The sequence below is a fragment of the Mycobacterium sp. genome (genome assembly GCF_050701515.1).
Lineage (GTDB): Bacteria > Actinomycetota > Actinomycetes > Mycobacteriales > Mycobacteriaceae > Mycobacterium.
This window is the reverse complement of record NZ_JBOGDB010000204.1, coordinates 1-16,732: the sequence shown is the minus strand read 5'-3', so window position 1 is coordinate 16,732 and position 16,732 is coordinate 1. Positions and strand designations below refer to the sequence as shown.

The 16,732-nt window shown below is 66.1% G+C and carries 18 protein-coding genes; 8 read left to right on the top strand and 10 right to left on the bottom strand.

Features of this window, described 5'->3' with window-relative positions; genetic code table 11:
* Window positions 1-771 (top strand): enoyl-CoA hydratase ChsH3 (chsH3, locus tag ACRDU5_RS16515; protein ID WP_526615721.1); only part of this gene is annotated, 771 nt, incomplete at its 5' end.
* A 110-nt stretch (window positions 772-881) separates the two neighbouring features.
* Here chsH3 and ltp2 read toward each other — a convergent pair.
* From ltp2 to ACRDU5_RS16485, 6 genes are read right to left on the bottom strand one after another with little or no spacing between them, the layout of a single operon-like run.
* On the bottom strand, window positions 882-2,048 hold the full coding sequence (ltp2, locus tag ACRDU5_RS16510) for a 17-hydroxy-3-oxo-4-pregnene-20-carboxyl-CoA lyase (protein ID WP_526615719.1): 1,167 nt from the start codon (window positions 2,046-2,048) through the stop codon (window positions 882-884).
* Window positions 2,048-2,449, bottom strand: coding sequence for a MaoC family dehydratase (locus ACRDU5_RS16505; RefSeq protein ID WP_526615717.1), 402 nt, complete (start codon window positions 2,447-2,449; stop codon window positions 2,048-2,050). The genes ltp2 and ACRDU5_RS16505 overlap by 1 nt, the downstream gene beginning before the upstream one ends.
* Window positions 2,446-3,408, bottom strand: a complete 963-nt coding sequence (locus ACRDU5_RS16500; protein ID WP_526615716.1) for an OB-fold domain-containing protein — start codon at window positions 3,406-3,408, stop codon at window positions 2,446-2,448. The genes ACRDU5_RS16505 and ACRDU5_RS16500 overlap by 4 nt, the downstream gene beginning before the upstream one ends.
* Window positions 3,409-3,436: 28 nt before the next feature.
* On the bottom strand, window positions 3,437-4,600 hold the full coding sequence (gene fadE29 / locus ACRDU5_RS16495; protein ID WP_526615714.1) for an acyl-CoA dehydrogenase FadE29: 1,164 nt from the start codon (window positions 4,598-4,600) through the stop codon (window positions 3,437-3,439).
* Complete coding sequence (locus ACRDU5_RS16490; protein WP_526615713.1) at window positions 4,585-5,601, bottom strand: acyl-CoA dehydrogenase family protein; 1,017 nt, start codon at window positions 5,599-5,601, stop codon at window positions 4,585-4,587. The genes fadE29 and ACRDU5_RS16490 overlap by 16 nt, the downstream gene beginning before the upstream one ends.
* A 27-nt stretch (window positions 5,602-5,628) precedes the next feature.
* Complete coding sequence (locus tag ACRDU5_RS16485; RefSeq protein WP_526615712.1) at window positions 5,629-6,906, bottom strand: cytochrome P450; 1,278 nt, start codon at window positions 6,904-6,906, stop codon at window positions 5,629-5,631.
* Between the two features lie 139 nt (window positions 6,907-7,045).
* Here ACRDU5_RS16485 and ACRDU5_RS16480 point away from each other — a divergent pair, with 139 nt between their 5' ends.
* The 3 genes from ACRDU5_RS16480 to ACRDU5_RS16470 are packed head-to-tail and all read left to right on the top strand — an operon-like array spanning window position 7,046 to window position 9,416.
* Window positions 7,046-8,206: a steroid 3-ketoacyl-CoA thiolase gene (locus ACRDU5_RS16480; protein WP_526615711.1), complete on the top strand. Its 1,161-nt coding sequence runs from the start codon at window positions 7,046-7,048 to the stop codon at window positions 8,204-8,206.
* Window positions 8,207-8,238: 32 nt separating this feature from the next.
* On the top strand, window positions 8,239-8,694 hold the full coding sequence (locus ACRDU5_RS16475) for a nitroreductase family deazaflavin-dependent oxidoreductase (RefSeq protein ID WP_526615710.1): 456 nt from the start codon (window positions 8,239-8,241) through the stop codon (window positions 8,692-8,694).
* Window positions 8,691-9,416, top strand: a complete 726-nt coding sequence (locus ACRDU5_RS16470; protein ID WP_526615709.1) for a mycothiol-dependent nitroreductase Rv2466c family protein — start codon at window positions 8,691-8,693, stop codon at window positions 9,414-9,416. Before ACRDU5_RS16475 ends, ACRDU5_RS16470 begins: the two co-directional genes overlap by 4 nt.
* On the opposite strand, the gene ACRDU5_RS16465 is transcribed toward ACRDU5_RS16470, so the two are convergent.
* The 4 genes from ACRDU5_RS16465 to ACRDU5_RS16450 form a co-directional block, all read right to left on the bottom strand.
* Window positions 9,406-11,421 carry a TRAP transporter permease gene (locus tag ACRDU5_RS16465; RefSeq protein WP_526615708.1) on the bottom strand — a complete coding sequence of 672 codons (2,016 nt, stop codon included), beginning with the start codon at window positions 11,419-11,421 and terminating at the stop codon, window positions 9,406-9,408. The genes ACRDU5_RS16470 and ACRDU5_RS16465 overlap by 11 nt on opposite strands.
* A gap of 29 nt (window positions 11,422-11,450) precedes the next feature.
* Entirely contained in the window at window positions 11,451-12,422 is a 972-nt protein-coding gene (locus ACRDU5_RS16460; RefSeq protein WP_526615723.1) for a TAXI family TRAP transporter solute-binding subunit, read from the bottom strand.
* Between the two features lie 84 nt (window positions 12,423-12,506).
* The gene (locus ACRDU5_RS16455) at window positions 12,507-13,412 is read right to left on the bottom strand and encodes an SDR family oxidoreductase (protein WP_526615706.1); all 906 of its coding nucleotides are present in this window, start codon (window positions 13,410-13,412) and stop codon (window positions 12,507-12,509) included.
* Between the two features lie 17 nt (window positions 13,413-13,429).
* Window positions 13,430-14,203, bottom strand: coding sequence for an SDR family oxidoreductase (locus tag ACRDU5_RS16450; protein WP_526615705.1), 774 nt, complete (start codon window positions 14,201-14,203; stop codon window positions 13,430-13,432).
* Between the two features lie 58 nt (window positions 14,204-14,261).
* Between ACRDU5_RS16450 and echA20 the strand changes: the two genes are divergently transcribed.
* The 4 genes from echA20 to ACRDU5_RS16430 all read left to right on the top strand — a co-directional run.
* Complete coding sequence (gene echA20 / locus ACRDU5_RS16445; protein WP_526615704.1) at window positions 14,262-15,005, top strand: (7aS)-7a-methyl-1,5-dioxo-2,3,5,6,7,7a-hexahydro-1H-indene-carboxyl-CoA hydrolase; 744 nt, start codon at window positions 14,262-14,264, stop codon at window positions 15,003-15,005.
* Entirely contained in the window at window positions 15,002-15,883 is an 882-nt protein-coding gene (gene ipdA, locus ACRDU5_RS16440) for a cholesterol ring-cleaving hydrolase subunit IpdA (protein WP_526615703.1), read from the top strand. Before echA20 ends, ipdA begins: the two co-directional genes overlap by 4 nt.
* Entirely contained in the window at window positions 15,880-16,626 is a 747-nt protein-coding gene (gene ipdB, locus ACRDU5_RS16435; RefSeq protein ID WP_526615702.1) for a cholesterol ring-cleaving hydrolase subunit IpdB, read from the top strand. The genes ipdA and ipdB overlap by 4 nt, the downstream gene beginning before the upstream one ends.
* Window positions 16,623-16,732, top strand: a 110-nt coding sequence (locus ACRDU5_RS16430) for a nitronate monooxygenase (RefSeq protein ID WP_526615722.1), incomplete at its 3' end; no start/stop codon positions are given. The genes ipdB and ACRDU5_RS16430, both read left to right, overlap by 4 nt.

The window sequence follows — 16,732 nt, the reverse complement described above, 5'->3', positions numbered from 1 at the left end:
GGGCTGGGCGCAGGCACCGACCCGATGGACCAGCGTGAGTTGCGCTATCTCGTCGACGACACCCCGCAGGTGCTGCCGACGTTCGGCAACGTGGCGCAGAGCTTTCACATGACCGAGCCGCCGACGGTGAAGTTCCCCGGCATCGACATCGAGCTCGCCAAGGTGCTGCACGCCAGCGAGGCGGTGTCTGCTCCCGCGGCGATTCCACCGTCGGGCACCGGTCGCGCGGTCACCAGGTTCACCGACGTCTGGGACAAGGGCAAGGCCGCGGTGATCTGGTCGGAGACCACGGTCTCCGCACCGGACGGCGCACCGCTGTGGACGCAGAAGCGGTCGATTTTCGCCCGCGGCGAGGGCGGGTTCGGCGGCGAGCGCGGTCCGTCGACGTCGTCGGAACCTCCTGCGCGCGCGCCGGACTTCGAGCTGCCGATTCCGGTCTCGCCACAGCAGGCGCTGCTGTACCGGATGTGCGGGGACCGGAATCCGTTGCACTCGGATCCCGAATTCGCCGCCGCCGCAGGCTTTCCCAGGCCAATCCTGCATGGGCTGTGCACCTACGGCATGACCTGCAAGGCGATGGTGGACAACCTGCTCGACGGCGACGCCTCACGGGTCGGCAGGTACGGCGCTCGTTTCGCCGGCGTGGTGTTTCCCGGCGAGACGTTGAAGGCCAGCATCTGGAAAGACGGCGACGGCTTTCTGGGAGTGGTCACCGCACCCGAACGCGACGATGCGGTGGCACTGGCCGGCGTGGAGCTAGTGCCGGCTTAGCGCAACAGCCGGAATCTGCAGCAGCAGTCAGTAGCCCCCTCGCGCCGAACGTGCACACACCGCGATTTCTTGGCCGTTTTTTCGCAGCAGGTTCACGCTGGGCGAGGCGCCTAACCCAGGATCAGCCCCGAGGTGGGCACGCCCGTTCCTGCCGTGACGAGCACGTGCTCGACGTCGGGCACCTGATTGACCGACGAGCCGCGCAGCTGCCGCACGCCTTCGGCGATGCCGTTCATCCCGTGGATGTAGGCCTCGCCGAGCTGGCCGCCGTGGGTGTTGAGCGGCAGCCGCCCGCCGACTTCGATCGCACCGTCGGCGATGAAATCCTTCGCTTCGCCCTGACCGCAGAATCCCAGCTCCTCCAACTGAATCAGGGTGAAGGGAGTGAAGTGGTCGTAGAGAATCGCGGTCTGGATGTCGGTGGGCTTAAGGCCCGACTGCTCCCACAGCTGCTTGCCGACCAGACCCATCTCCGGTAGGCCCAGCTCGGGCCGGTAGTAGCTGACCATCGAATACTGGTCGGGGCCGGACCCCTGCGAGGCCGCCTCGATGATGGCAGGCCGGTGCTTGAGATCCTTAGCGCGCTTGGCCGAGGTGACAACCAGCGCGACGCCGCCGTCCGTCTCCTGACAGCAGTCCAATAGCCGCAGCGGCTCGGCGATCCATCGCGAATTCTGATGATCCTCAATGGTGATCGGCTTCTGGTAAAAGTAGGCCTTGGGGTTTTTGGCGGCGTGCTTGCGGTCGGCCACCGAGATCGCGCCAAAATCCTTGCTCGTCGCCCCGGATAGATGCATGTACCGCTGAGCGATCATTGCTACCTGCGCGGCAGGGGTGGACAGGCCGTGTGGAAACGAAAACGAGTTGTCCACACCCGTCGAGTCGGCATTCTCCACCAGCCGGGTCTGAACCTGGCCGAACCGCATGCCCGAGCGCTCGTTGAAGGCCCGGTATGCCACAACGCAATCCGCGACGCCGGTGGCCACCGCGATCGCCGCCTGCTGGATAGTCGCGCAGGCCGCGCCGCCGCCGTGGTGAATCTTGGAGAAGAACTTCAGCTCCCCGATGCCCGTGGCCCGCGCGATGGCAACCTCGGTGTTGGAATCCATCGTGAACGTGACCATGCCGTCGACGTCGGCCGGCGTCAGGCCCGCGTCGTCGAGCGCATCCAGCACTGCCTCGGAAGCGAGCCGCAGCTCGCTTCGGCCCGAGTTCTTGGAGAAGTCGGTGGCGCCGATCCCGACGATCGCCGCCTTACCGGACAGCTCACCCGCCATCAGGCACCCCCGATCACAAGCGTCGACGTGGCGATGACGTGGTCACCAAGGCTGTTGCTGCCAACGACTTTCACGGTGACGAACCCGTCGTCAACCGCGGTCACCTCGCCCTTGAACGTCACCGTGTCGTACGCATACCACGGCACACCGAGACGCAGCCCGATCGACTTGATGATCGCGCTCGGACCAGCCCAGTCGGTGATAAAGCGCTGCACCAGACCGGTGTCGGTGAGGATGTTGACGAAGATGTCCTTGGACCCCTTGGCTTGCGCCTTGTCGCGGTCGTGGTGGACATCCTGGTAGTCGCGGGTGGCGATCGCCGTCGAGACGATAAATGTCGGGTCGCCGTACAGCGACAGCTCCGGCAGCTTCGTCCCGACCTCGACCGTCGGCGCGCTCATGCGTCCGGCTCCCACGCATACAGGGTCCATGCCGGACCGCTGTCGCCGTCGGGGAAGTCGATATACATAGCGCGGACGGGCATTCCGATCTCCACGGTCGCGGGGTCGACATTGCGGAGCTCACCGAGCATCCGAACCCCTTCTTCGAGTTCGACGAGGGCGATGACAAAGGGCAGCGTGCGACCAGGCACCTTAGGTGCGTGGTGCACGACGAAGCTGAACACCGTGCCCCTGCCCGACGCAACGACGTAGTCGATGGGCTCTTCTTTGTCCTGCCAGAGCGCGGGCACCGGCGGATGCTGCAGGCTGCCATCGTCGCGCTTCTGGATGCGTAACTCGTGCGCGTTGACGCCGTCCCAAAAGAACTTGGTGTCCCGCGACGACGCCGGACGCATCATCGCGTCCGCATCGAGATCATCGGGGACGGGTGCCGCCGTCGGCTGGTTCGCATCGGTGGGCCTGAACTTCAAGATGCGCCAGTCCATTTCGGCGACATCTTCGTCACCGACCTGCCAGGTGATCCGCTGGCTGATGAAGTAGCCCTCGCCTAGAGCGGTCTGCTTCGGACCGACCACGTCGGTCAGTTGGGCAACAACGCTGACGTCCTCACCGGGCCGCAGATACCGGTGATAGGTCTGATCGCAGTTGGTTGCGACTACACCGATATAGCCTGCGCTGTCGAACAACTCGATGATCGGGCCGATCGGGTCATCGTCGGGGCGGACGCCACCCAAGCCCATCATCGTCCACACCTGGATCATCGCCGGCGGAGCGACGATGCCAGGGTGGCCGGCCGCCTTGGCCGCCGTCTCGTCGATGTAGATCGGATTGTCGTCCCCGAGAGCGTCGACCCAGTGGCGGATCATCGGCTGGTTTACCGGGTCGCGGCCGACCCGTGGCTTGCTGCGCCCCGCCGCCTTGATCTGTTCGACGGACTTCTGAATGTCCTCTGGTGTCATAATTATCTGTTCTTCGCGCGGGCGCTCATCACCGCGGCACCCTGGGCACCTGCAACCCCGATGCAGCGATCATCTCGCGCATCACCTCGTTCACTCCGCCACCGAACGTGATCACCAGGTTGCGTTTGGTCTGGGAGTCGAGCCAGTTGAGCAGCTCGGCGGTAGCGGGTTCCGCCGGATTTCCGTACTTTCCGACGATCTCCTCGGCCAGTCGCCCGACGTATTGAACGCGCTCGGTGCCAAACACTTTGGTCGCCGCCGCATCGGCGACGTCGATCGTCTCCCCGGCCGCGGCGACTTGCCAATTGAGCAGTTCGTTGATCCGCCACATCGCATGGATCTCACCGAGTGAGCGCTTCACGTCATCGTGATCGATCGGCGTGATTCCGTCGCGACCGGGTTTGGATGCCCAGGCGTGCACACGGTCGTAGATGGCGGCGAACCGGCCGGCCGGGCCGAGCATCACACGCTCGTTGTTCAGTTGAGTCGTGATCAGCCGCCAGCCGCCGTTCTCCTCGCCGACTAGCATGTCGGCGGGAACCCGGACGTCGTTGTAGTAGGTCGCGTTGGTGTGGTGAGCTCCGTCGGACAGGATCATCGGCGTCCATGAATAACCGGGATCCTTGGTGTCGACAATGAGGATCGAAATGCCCTTGTGCTTCACCGCTTCCGGGTCGGTACGGCACGCCAGCCAGATGTAGTCGGCGTCGTGACCACCGGTGGTGAACACCTTCTGCCCATTGACGATGTATTCGTCGCCATGTTTGACGGCGGAGGTGCGCAGCGACGCCAGGTCGGTGCCCGCCTCCGGCTCGGTGTAGCCGATCGCGAAATGCACCTCGCCGGCGAGGATCGCGGGCAGGAACTTCTTCTTCTGCGCCTCGCTGCCGAACACCTGCAGGGTCGGGCCGACTGTCTGCAGCGTCACCGCCGGTAGCGGAACGTCGGCGCGATGGGCTTCGTTGACGAAGATCTGCTGTTCGATCGGCCCGTAGCCGAGTCCGCCGAACTCCTTGGGCCAGCCCACGCCGAGCTTCCCGTCGGAACCCATCCGATTTATCACCGCGCGGTAGGCCTTGCCGTGCCGGTCGGCCTCCATCTCCCTGGCCTCTTCGGGCGAGATGAGGTTCGAGAAGTATTGCCGGATTTCGGCTTGCAGCTGCCGTTGTTCGGGGGTCAGGTCGATGAACATTGCGCTCCCACCAGGTCGAGACGATGCGACGGACCGCCCACCAGCCGGGTCAAGTCCTTGATCGTGGAGTAGTAGCGGTCCATCGGGTAGCTGATGTCCATGCCCATGCCGCCGTGCAGGTGGTGGCAGATCTGCATCACCGGAGGTGCCTGCGAGGCCAGCCAGTAGCCGAGGACGTCGAGGTCGTCGTCGGCGTCGCGGCCCTCGGATAGCCGCCACACCACCGATGTCGCCGCCAATGTCAGTGTGCGGGAAGCGATGTAGACCTCCGCAAGCTGCGCGGCGACCGTCTGGAACGTCGACAGCGGCTTGCCGAATTGGTGCCGATTGGCCACGTAGTCCGCGGTCAGCCGCAGCGCTCCGGCGACCAGACCGGCGGCGAACGCACCGATGGCCGCCAGCGCCAGTTGGTTCACCCGGTGCGGCTGGGCGCCCGCGAGCACATCCTCATCAGGCACCGCGACGTCGGCGAACGTCACCGAGTATTCGTCTGCTCCGTTGGACGTCGGTGTCGTGGTCACCTGCACGCCGTCGGCCTTCGGGGAGACCACCACGACGGCGCTGTCGGCAGTCACGATGATCCACTCTGCTTGCTCCGCATATCCAACGGCGACCTTGGTGCCGTTGAGTCGGCCGTTGGCGAACGTCGTCGTCGGACGGTCGGGCAGCGGTGCACCGGGTTCGTTCAGCGCGGCCGTGATAACCGAACCCTTCGCGACACCAGCGAGGAAGCGGTCCTGTTGGGCGTCGGATGCCAGGTCCAGCAGCAGCGCGGTGCCGCCGAGACTGGCCAGCGCGGGGCTGACCGTGCCGTGCCTGCCGATCTCGGTGAGCGCGGTCGCGAGCTCGGACAGGCCAACGCCGTCACCGCCGAGGCGCTCGGGCACTCCAAGCGCCGTCACACCCCCGGCGACGAACGCTTCCCAGCTGTTGTGTCGGTCCAGTACCGACGTCACCACGTCGGCGACAGCCTGTTGCTCCGGGTCCGGTGTGAAATCCACCCGAATCCTCCTTGATTCGTAACAAACTCAGTGAGCGACCGGGCACTGGGCAGGTATTGCCGGCTCGCCGGCGCCGGCGTAGTCCACCTGCCAGTGCTTGATGCCGTTGAGCCACCCCGACCGTAGCCGTTCCGGCTCGGAGATCGGTTTCAGGTCCGGCATGTGGTCGGCGACCGCGTTGAAGATCAGGTTGATGGTCATCCTGGCCAGGTTGGCGCCGATGCAGAAGTGCGCCCCGGTGCCGCCGAAGCCCACGTGCGGGTTGGGGTCGCGCAGGATGTTGAAGGTGTTCGGGTCGTCGAAGACCTCCTCGTCGAAGTTGGCCGAGCGGTAGAACAGCACCAGCCGCTGGCCCTTCTTGATCTGCACACCTGACAGCTCGGTGTCCTCGATCGCGGTGCGCTGGAAGCAGGTCACCGGGGTGGCCCAGCGGACGATCTCGTCGGCCGCGGTCTCCGGGCGCTCCTTCTTGTACAGCTCCCACTGGTCGGGGAAATCCATGAACGCCTTCATGCCGTGGGTGATGGAGTTGCGGGTGGTCTCGTTGCCGGCCACCGCCAGCATCACCACGAAGAAGCCGAACTCGTCGTCGGAGAGCTTCTCGCCCTCGATGTCGGCCTCGATCAGCTGGGTGACGATATCGTCGCCGGGGTTCTTCGCCTTCTCGTCGGCCATCTTCATCGCGTACTGGATGAGTTCGAACGATGACCCCTTGGGGTCGATGTGCGCGTACTCCGGGTCGTCGTTGCCGGTCATCTCGTTGGACCAGCGGAACAACTCGCCGCGGTCCTCCTGCGGCACCCCGAGCAGCCCGGCGATGGCCTGCAGCGGCAGCTCGGCCGACACCTGCTCGACGAAGTCACCGGAGCCCTCGGCCAGCGCCGTCTTGGCGATGTTCTGCGCCCGCGCGTTGAGCTCCTCCTCCAGCCGGTTGACTGCGCGTGGGGTGAACCCACGGGAGATGATTTTGCGCAGCCGGGTGTGGTGCGGCGCGTCCATATTGAGCATCACGAACTTCTGGACGTCGATGTCCTCCCGCGCGATGTCGTCGTTGAACCGCGGGATCACGCAGTTTTCGTGGCTGGAGAACACGTCGCTGCGCCGTGACACCTCTTTGACGTCGTCGAGCTTGGTGACCACCCAGTAACCGCCGTCGCGGAAGCCACCGGACTTGTCGTTAGGCTGCTCGCACCACCAGATCGGAGCGGTCTTGCGCAGTTCCGCGAACTCCTCGACTGGCAGGCCCTTCACGCAGACATCCGGGTCCGTGGGATCGAAACCGTCGGGCAGGTTCGGTTGGGCCATGCTTGAGACTCCTCGTAGAACTTTCAGACAACTCGGTCTAGTGCCGGTTTCTCCCATTGAAACATGCCTTCACCGCAGATCAAAGGGCCGGTCACATCGGCGCTTGTCAGAGTAATGAAACGTGTTCTAGCCTGGCGGGATGGGTAACCCTGTAATCGTTGAAGCCACCCGCAGCCCCATCGGCAAGCGGAATGGATGGCTGTCGGGCCTGCATGCGACCGAGCTGCTCGGCGCGGTGCAGAAGGCTGTGGTGGAGAAGGCGGGCATCGATGCCGGTGACGTCGAGCAACTCATCGGCGGCTGCGTCACCCAGTACGCCGAGCAGTCCAACAACGTCACCAGGACCTCGTGGCTGACGGTGGGGCTGCCCGAGCACGTCGGCGCCACCACCGTCGACTGCCAGTGCGGCAGCGGCCAGCAGGCCAACCACCTGGTCGCGGGGTTGATCGCGGCCGGCGCCATCGACATCGGCATCGCGTGCGGCATCGAGGCGATGAGCCGCGTTGGGCTGGGCGCCAACGCGGGACCGGACCGCAACTGGCGCGCGGAGTCGTGGGACATCGACCTGCCGGACCAGTTCACCGCCGCCGAGCGGATCGCCAAGCGCCGTGGCATCACGCGCGAGGACATCGACGAGTGGGGGTTGGCCTCCCAGGAGAAGGCCAAGGTGGCGTGGGCCGAGGGCCGGTTCGACCGCGAGGTCAGCCCGATCGTGGCACCGGTGCTCGACGACAACAAGCGGCCGACGGCCGAGCGCGCGCCGGTTACCCGCGACCAGGGGTTGCGCGACACCACGCTCGAAGGCCTGACCCAGCTCAAGCCGGTCCTGGAGGACGGCATCCACACCGCGGGCACTTCATCGCAGATCTCCGACGGCGCCGCCGCGGTGCTCTGGATGGACGAGGACAAAGCGCGGGCGCTCGGGCTGAAGCCGCGGGCCCGGATCGTCAGCCAGGCGCTGGTGGGCGCCGAACCGTACTACCACCTCGACGGTCCGGTGCAGTCCACCGCCAAGGTGCTGGATAAGGCCGGGATGAAGATGGGCGACATCGACATCACCGAGATCAACGAGGCGTTCGCGTCGGTCGTGCTGTCGTGGGCTCGGGTGCACAACCCCGACATGGACAAGGTGAACGTCAACGGCGGAGCGATCGCGCTGGGTCACCCGGTTGGTTGCACCGGCAGCCGACTGATCACCACCGCACTGCACGAGCTGGAGCGCACCGATCAGAGCACCGCGCTGATCACCATGTGCGCCGGCGGGGCGTTGTCCACCGGCACGATCATCGAGCGCATCTAGCGGATCAAACGGCTGAGCATAGGATGACCGCCATGCCGAAATCACCGCCCCCATTCTTGAACTCGCGATACTCCGACTTCTTCCTCAAGTGGACGTCGCGCCTGAACACCTGGATGTACCGCCGCAACAACGGCAAGGGCCTCGGCGGCACGTTCCAGAACATCCCCGTCGCGCTGCTCACCGCCACCGGCCGCAAGACCGGGCAGCCCCGCGTCAGCCCGCTGTATTTCCATCGCGACGGGGACCGGGTGGTCCTGGCGGCGTCCCGCGGCGGCAGCGACAGGAACCCGATGTGGTACCTGAACGTCAAGTCCAACCCCAAGGTGCAGGTCCAGATCCAGGACGAGGTGCTGAACCTGAATGCCCGCGACGCCACCGACGACGAGCGCGCCCGGTATTGGCCGAAGCTGGTCGCGATGTATCCGACCTATGAGGACTACCAGTCCTGGACCGGTCGGGTGATCCCGCTCGTGGTTTGCGAGCCGTGACCGACAAGTACGACCTGCACTTCTACTTCGACCCGGTCTGTCCGTTCGCCTGGTTGACCAGCAAATGGGTGCGCATGGTGGCTGCACAGCGCGACTACACCGTGGACTGGCGGTTCATCTCACTGCGGATGATCAATGCTGACGTGGACTACGCGTCGCAGTTCCCCGACTACTACGAGGAAGGACATACCGCCGGCTTACGCCTGCTAAGAGTCGCTGCGCGGACCCGTGCGGAGCATGGGCGAGACGCGATCGGTCCGCTCTATGAGGCGATGGGTGGCCGCATATTCGACCGACCTCCCGACGAACGCCTGTCGGCGGTCGACCAGGGAGCACGGCGCATCGTCGAGTCGCTCCTACACTCGGCCGGGCTACCCCAGGAGCTGGCGGACGCGCTCGACGACGAGTCCTTCGATGACGTGATCCGTGCCGAATCCGACGAGGCGCTCGCGTTGACGGGCCGTGACGTCGGCACGCCGATCCTGCATTTCCAACCGCCGGGCGGCACAGCGTTTTTCGGCCCGGTGATCAGCCGGCTACCCAGTCCCGAGGATGCCGGTGAGCTCTGGGATCACGTCATCGCCCTCACCGGTTTCGGGGGCTTCGCCGAGATCAAGCGCAGTCTGCGCGAACGGCCTCAGCTGGCGAGCTTTGGGGTCGACACCGAATCCGTTGGCAAGCAGGAGGATTGGCACGGCGGCAGCCGGCGTCTCAAGAAGTAGGCTCCGCCACGCCGCGGCGCAGCACCAGATGCACGACCACCGTGACCGCGAGCACGCCCGCGCCGACGGCGATCGATACCGGGTTCAGGTATAGGAGCAATGCGGCCGCCGGAGCGCACAGTACCCGCTCGGGCCAGCCGGCCCGGCGGACCAGCCACCCGCCCGTCACCACCGCCAGCGCGGCCACCGCAAGCCCGGCCACCGCCGTCGTCCAGGCCATCTCGCCGAACGACTTCAGGCCGAGCAGGGCGGCGCCGTTGTCGGTCAGCACGAAAGCGAACGGCACCAGGAAAGCCGGCAATGTGTACTTCCAGGTCTGCCACATGGTGGCGATCACTCGCCCACCGGTGATCGCTGACGCGGCTACCGCAGCCAGCGCGGTTGGCGGCGTCACCTCGGACAGCACCGCGAAGTAGAAGACGAACATCGCCGCCGCCGGAGCAGCGACGCCGAGTTCCTGTAGCGCCGGGCCCACGATCACCCAGCTGATCACAAACGAGGCAGTGACCGGCACCGCAAGCCCGAGCACGGCCACCGCCAGTGCGGCGAACACCGCAGTGAAAATGAGTACGGCGGCGGGGTTTTCGGTGATCCCACGCGCGGTGTTCACCAGGATGGAGTGCAGCTGTAGGCCCAGCCCGGTTCTGGTGATCATCGCGGCGATGACACCGGCGGCGGCGCACACCGCGGCGACGGCAAGCACCCGTCGCACGCCGGCGCCCAGCGCCTTGTAGAGCCTGGCCGGGGTCATCCGGTGCTCGCGGTCCAGGAACGACAGCAGGATCTGCACGAAGGTTGCGTAGACGACCGCCCTGACCGCCGACACATCCATGGCGAGGAACACCACGATCAGCACCAGCGAGATCAGGTGGTAGCCGAATCTGCCCAGCAGCCGCCAGCCCGACTGCGCGCCGACGTCGACCTCACGCGCGCCGTACCGGCGGGCGTCGATCTCGACGGCGAGCAGGATGCCCAGGTAGTACAGGATCGTCGGCACGACCGCCCAGACCAGCACGGTCAGGTATGGCACGCCGAGGTACTCCGCGATGATGAACGCCGCGGCGCCCAGCGTCGGCGGCGACAGGATCGCACCGATGCCCGCGGCCGCCAGCATGCCGCCGGCGTTCTCTTTCGGATAGCCGGCCCGGCGCAGGACGGGCCAGGTCACCGAACCCAGACTGACCGTCGTCGCGGTCCCCGAACCCGAAACGGTGCCGAGCAGGAATCCGGCCAGTGTGACGGTGCGACCGGGCGCGGCCCGCGACCGCCGGAATGCGGCGAAGGACAGGTCGATGAAGAACTTGCTGGCGCCCGACGCGTCGAGCACCGCTCCATAGATGGTGAACAGCACGATGTAGGTGGCGGCCACATCCAACGGCACGCCGTAGAGGCCGGTCGATTGGATGAACGATGCGCTGATGATCTGGTCCCAGTCCACGCCGGCATGAGCGATCGCCGCGCTCTGCGGCAAGTAACCGCCGTAGTAGGCGTAGCCCAGCGCGAGCAGACACACAATGGGCAATGCGGCGCCGGTGGTGCGACGGCAGGCTTCCAGCACCAGCAGCAGCACCATCGTCCCGACGATGACATCAACCGTCGCGGGCGTGCCCTGTCGGCTCAGGAATTCGTCGAAACCTCCGCCGGCGCGGGCGATTTCGAATGGAAGAACCGGATACAGGCATGCTGCCAATGCGATGGCGGCAACCAGCCAGTCGACCGGTGTCGGGTTTTTCTGTGTCGCATCGGTCGTCTCCCGACGACGAAGGCGCAGACCGGAGCGATACGACAATAGGGTCAGCGGCAGAACCGCCGCCAGGAACAAGATCAGCGAGACCTGGTTGCCCTGGGCGAGCGGGAAGAACACCTGGTACACCGCGAACAGCCCGATCAGGACGCACGCGGCCGTTACCGCATGCGCTACCCACCCGGTCAGCTCGCGGGCCGGCTTCTCCTCCTCATAGGAGACTGCCGGTGATGACTGGGCCGAGGTGTCTCCGATCGGCACGGGCCGGCCCGTATCGCTGTCGCGCTCGGTCAGCTCGGCGCGCCGAGATCGTCGAGCGCTTTCTGGGCTCCTGGGTGCAGCGGCACCGGGCTGGTCTGACGCGCGGTATCCAGTGTGATGCCGTCGGCTGCCTTGTTGGCCTTGACCAGGCCGGCCTTGTTCTCGAACAGCGCCTTGGTGAGCACGCAGGCCGTGTTTCCGTCGAAATCTTCGTTGACCAGAAGCACATTGGGGACCACGACGGTCGGCACGTCCGCCGGCGCCTGGTAGATGCTGGCCGGGATGACGCCCCGCTCATAGATCGGGTTGATCTCCTTCAGCTTGTCCAGGGTGCTGGTGACGTCGAGCAATTTGACATTGCCGCGCTGGCTGGTGAAGAGGTCGGTGATGCCGCCGGTTGGCAGACCGCCGGACCAGAACATGGCGTCGATCGACCCGTCCTTCATGCCTTCGACGGTCTTGCCCAGTTCGGTGCGCTGTGCCTGGATGTCCGCGCTCGGGTTGAGCCCGGACGCTTCGAGCATCCGATTGGCGATCACCTCGGTGCCGGAGTTCGGCGATCCGGTGGACACCCGCTTACCGCGCATGTCGGCAATCGAGTTGATGCCGGCGTCGGTGCGGGCGATCACCTGTGTGTAGTTGGGATACAGCCGGGTGAGCGCCGCGATTGGCTGCTTCTCGGAGAAGGACGCCGTGCCGTCGACGGCATCGGCCGCGGTGTCGGCGAGCGAGAACGCGATCTGGTGGGTGCCCGCCACCAACTGCTGGATGTTCTGCAGCGATGCCGAGGTCTCGGCCGCGGTGGCCTTCAACTTCCCGCCGGTGGCCTTGCTGATCGCCTCGGCGTAGGCGCCGCCGAGCGTGTAGTAGACCCCGGTGGTGTTCCCGGTCGCGATACTCAAGCGGGCGTCAGCGGCCACCGTGCAGGACGTCGGCTCCCGGGCCGATTCCGCGCCGTCGCCACCCCGCTGACCACCACACCCGGCCAGTACCAACAACATTGCGCCGACAAGAGCCGACAATCGAAACCGTCTCACGCGTCCATCATGGCCCCCGGCCGGACGCTCAGAAGTCCTTTCGGTCAGTTAGGCGCCATAGACCGGCACCGGCGGTCGAGCCTTGGCAAGAAGATCGGTCACCACCGGCCCAAGCTTCGCCGGATCCCACCGCGCGCCCTTGTCCACCTGAGGTCCGTGCGCCCAGCCCTCGGCGACACGGATGATGCCGCCCTCGACCTCGAACATCCTGCCGGTGACGTCGCGTGATTCGGCACTGCCCAGCCACACCACCAGGGGGGAGATGTTCTCCGGTGCCATGGCGTCGAAGTCGTTGTCCTGGGTCGCCATCATCTCGGCGAAGACAGTTTCGGTCATGCGGGTGCGTGCGGACGGAGCGATCGCGTTGACGGTGACGCCGTAGCGGCCCATCTCCGCGGCGGCGACCAGCGTCATGGCGGCGATGCCGGCCTTCGCGGCGCTGTAGTTTCCCTGCCCGACGCTGCCCTGCAGACCCGCGCCGGAACTGGTGTTGATGATGCGGGCATCGGGGGTGTTACCCGCCTTGGACTGCGCGCGCCAGTAGGCCGCCGCGTGCCGCATGGTGCCGAAATGCCCCTTCAGGTGGACGGCGATGACGGCGTCGAATTCCTCTTCGCTGGTATTGGCGAACATCCGGTCCCGGACGATGCCCGCGTTGTTGACCAGGGCGTCCAGCCCACCGAAGGTGTCGACGGCGGTCTGGATCAGGCCTTCGGCCTGCGCCCAGTCGGCGACGTTGGCGCCACTGGTGATCGCTTCGCCGCCGGCAGCGGTGATCTCGTCGACGACACCCTGTGCGGCACTGCCACCGCCGGCCGGTGAACCGTCCAGGCCGACGCCGATGTCATTGACCACCACACGTGCACCTTCGGCGGCGAACGCCAGCGCATGCGCGCGCCCGATGCCGCCACCCGCACCCGTCACGATGACCACGCGGCCGTCGAGCAGTCCCATATCCGTTGTCTCCTTGGTTATTTGAGGTCAGCAGTTGTAGTGGCCAGGTAGTGCGGCGGCTCGCCACCGCCGTGCACTTCGAGCGACGCACCGCTGATATAGGACGCCGCATCCGACGCCAGGAACGCGACGGCCCAACCCACGTCGGCCGGCGTGGCGAGCCTGCCGAGCGGCACGTTCTTCGAAATGGCCGCTATGGAATCCGCGTCACCGTAGAAAAGCTCGGACTGCTCGGTCTCCACCATGCCGACGACCACCGAGTTCACCCGGACCTTGGGCGCCCACTCGACCGCCAGCGTGCTGGTGATGCTCTCCACGCCTGCCTTGGCGGCACCGTAGGCGACGGTTCCCGGCGTCGGACGCCTGCCGCTCACGCTCGCGACGTTGACGATTGACCCGCCGTGCTCCTGGGCCTGCATCACTGCGTTGGCATGCGTCGAAACCGACAGCGGCCCAAGCAGGTTGAGCTCGATGATCTTGGTACTGAACTTGGCCGGGGCCTCGGCGGCGGGTACGTAGGGCGATCCGCCCGCGTTGTTGACAACCACATCGAGGCGGCCGTGCTCGGCGACGATCGCGTCGATGAGCGCCCTCACCGAGTCGTCGTCGCGGACGTCGCAGGAGTGGAACTGGTAGGGAAGCCCCTCGACGGGCCGCCGGGCGCAGGTCACCACGGTGGCGCCCTGGCCGGCGAAGACGGCGCTGATTCCGGCGCCGACACCGCGCACTCCGCCCGTCACCAGGACGACCTTGTCCCGCAGTGCCAGGTTTATGTCGGCCGCGTCGGTCACTGTGCTAGCGTACCAAGCAAGTGCTTGCTTAGGCAGCGGACCCCCGAGGAAGTGCCAGATGACGATCACGTCCACCACGGTCGAACCGGGCATTGTCGCGGTCACCGTCGACTACCCACCGGTCAACGCCATCCCGTCAGCCGGATGGTTCGAGCTCGCCGACGCCATCACCGCCGCCGGCCAGAATCCCGAGACCCACGTGGTGATCCTCCGGGCCGAGGGCCGCGGGTTCAACGCCGGCGTCGACATCAAGGAGATGCAACGAACCGAGGGCTTCACCGCGCTGATCGACGCCAACCGCGGCTGCTTCGCCGCGTTCCGCGCCGTCTACGAGTGTGCCGTGCCGGTGGTCGCCGCGGTCAACGGCTTCTGCGTCGGCGGCGGCATCGGGCTGGTCGGGAACTCCGACGTGATCGTCGCATCCGACGACGCCACCTTCGGCCTGCCCGAGGTGGAACGCGGCGCGCTCGGTGCGGCTACCCATCTGTCCCGGTTGGTGCCGCAGCACATGATGCGCCGCCTGTTCTTCACCGCCGCCACCGCGGATGCCGCAACCCTGCACCACTTCGGTTCGGTGCACGAAGTGGTGCCGCGAGAGCAGCTCGACGAGGCGGCCTTGCGGGTGGCGCGTGATATCGCCGCCAAGGACACCCGGGTCATCCGCGCCGCCAAGGAGGCGCTGAACCTCATCGACGTGCAGCGGGTGAACTCGAGTTATCGCATGGAGCAAGGCTTTACCTTCGAGCTCAATCTCGCCGGCGTGTCCGACGAGCACCGCGACGAGTTCGTGAAGAAGCCTTGAGCGACAAACGCACAACACTCGACGCCGCGGTCGGGCAACTGGAAAGCGGCATGACCATTGGTGTCGGCGGCTGGGGTTCGCGGCGCAAGCCGATGGCGTTCGTGCGGGCCATCCTGCGTACCGACGTCACGGACCTGACCGTCGTCACCTACGGCGGACCGGACATCGGGTTGCTGTGCTCGGCGGGCAAGGTCAAGCGGGTGTACTACGGCTTCGTGTCACTGGATTCGCCGCCGTTCTACGACCCATGGTTCTCCAAGGCGCGCACCAGCGGCGCGATCGAGGCCCGCGAGATGGACGAAGGCATGCTGCGGTGCGGCTTGCAGGCTGCGGCGCAGCGACTTCCGTTCCTGCCCATCCGCGCCGGCCTGGGCAGCGACGTGCGCGCGTTCTGGGGCGACGAGCTCAAAACCGTGACGTCGCCATACCCCACCGACGGTGGCCACGAGGAACTCATCGCGATGCCCGCCTTGAACCTCGACGCAGCGTTCGCGCACATGAACATCGGCGACGAGCAGGGTAATGCGGCCTACACGGGCATTGACCCGTACTTCGATGACCTGTACCTAATGGCTGCACAGAACCGCTTTCTCTCGGTGGAAAGAGTAGTGCCGACGGAAGAGCTGGTGAAATCGGTTCCGCCGCAGGCGCTGCTGATCAACCGGATGATGGTGGACACCGTCGTCGAGGCGCCCAACGGCGCACACTTCTCCACCGCCGAACCCGACTACAAGCGTGACGAGAAGTTCCAGCGCCACTACGCCGAAGCCGCGGCGTCCGACGAGACGTGGCAGCAGTTCGTGCAAACCTATCTATCCGGCAGCGAGGCCGATTACCAGGCCGCGGTGCGGAAATTCAAGGGGGATGCGGCCAAGTGATCTCCGTATCCCGCGCAGAGGTTTGTGCCGTCGCGTGCGCCGAGCTGTTCCGCGACGCCGGTGAGATCATGGTCAGCCCGATGGCGACCATGGCGTCGATCGGCGCACGTCTGGCCCGGCTGACCTTCTCCCCCGACATCCTGCTCACCGACGGCGAGGCACGGCTGCTGGCCGACACACCCGGGATCGGCGCAGCCGGGGCGATCGAGGGCTGGATGCCGTTCGGGCGCGTCTTCCAGACGCTGGCCTGGGGCCGTCGCCACGTGGTGATGGGCGCAAACCAGATCGACCGGTACGGCAACCAGAACCTGTCGGCGTTCGGGCCGCTGCAACACCCGACCCGGCAGATGTTCGGCGTCCGCGGCGCGCCGGGAAACTCCATCAACCACGCCACCAGCTACTGGGTCGGCAACCACTCCAAGCGGGTGTTCTGTGATGCCGTCGACATCGTCTCCGGCGTCGGCTGGGACAAGGTCGATCCCGACAATCCGGCGTACAGATTCGTCAACGTAAATCGCGTAGTGACAAACATGGGCGTTTTCGACTTCAACGGACCCGACCACACCATGCGGGCGCTATCGTTGCACCCCGGCATCGAGCCCGATCAGGTGCGGGAGAACACCTCCTTCGAGGTGCACGGTCTCGACGAGGCCGACACCACCCGGCTGCCCACCGGTGACGAGCAACAACTGATCCGCGAGATCGACCCGAAAGCGCTGCGGGACAAGGAAGTCAAAGTATGACAAGGTTGCGCACACCGCTGACCGAGCTGGTCGGCATCGAGCATCCGGTGGTGCAAACCGGGATGGGCTGGGTGGCGGGTGCGCGGCTGGTGTCGGCGACCGCCAA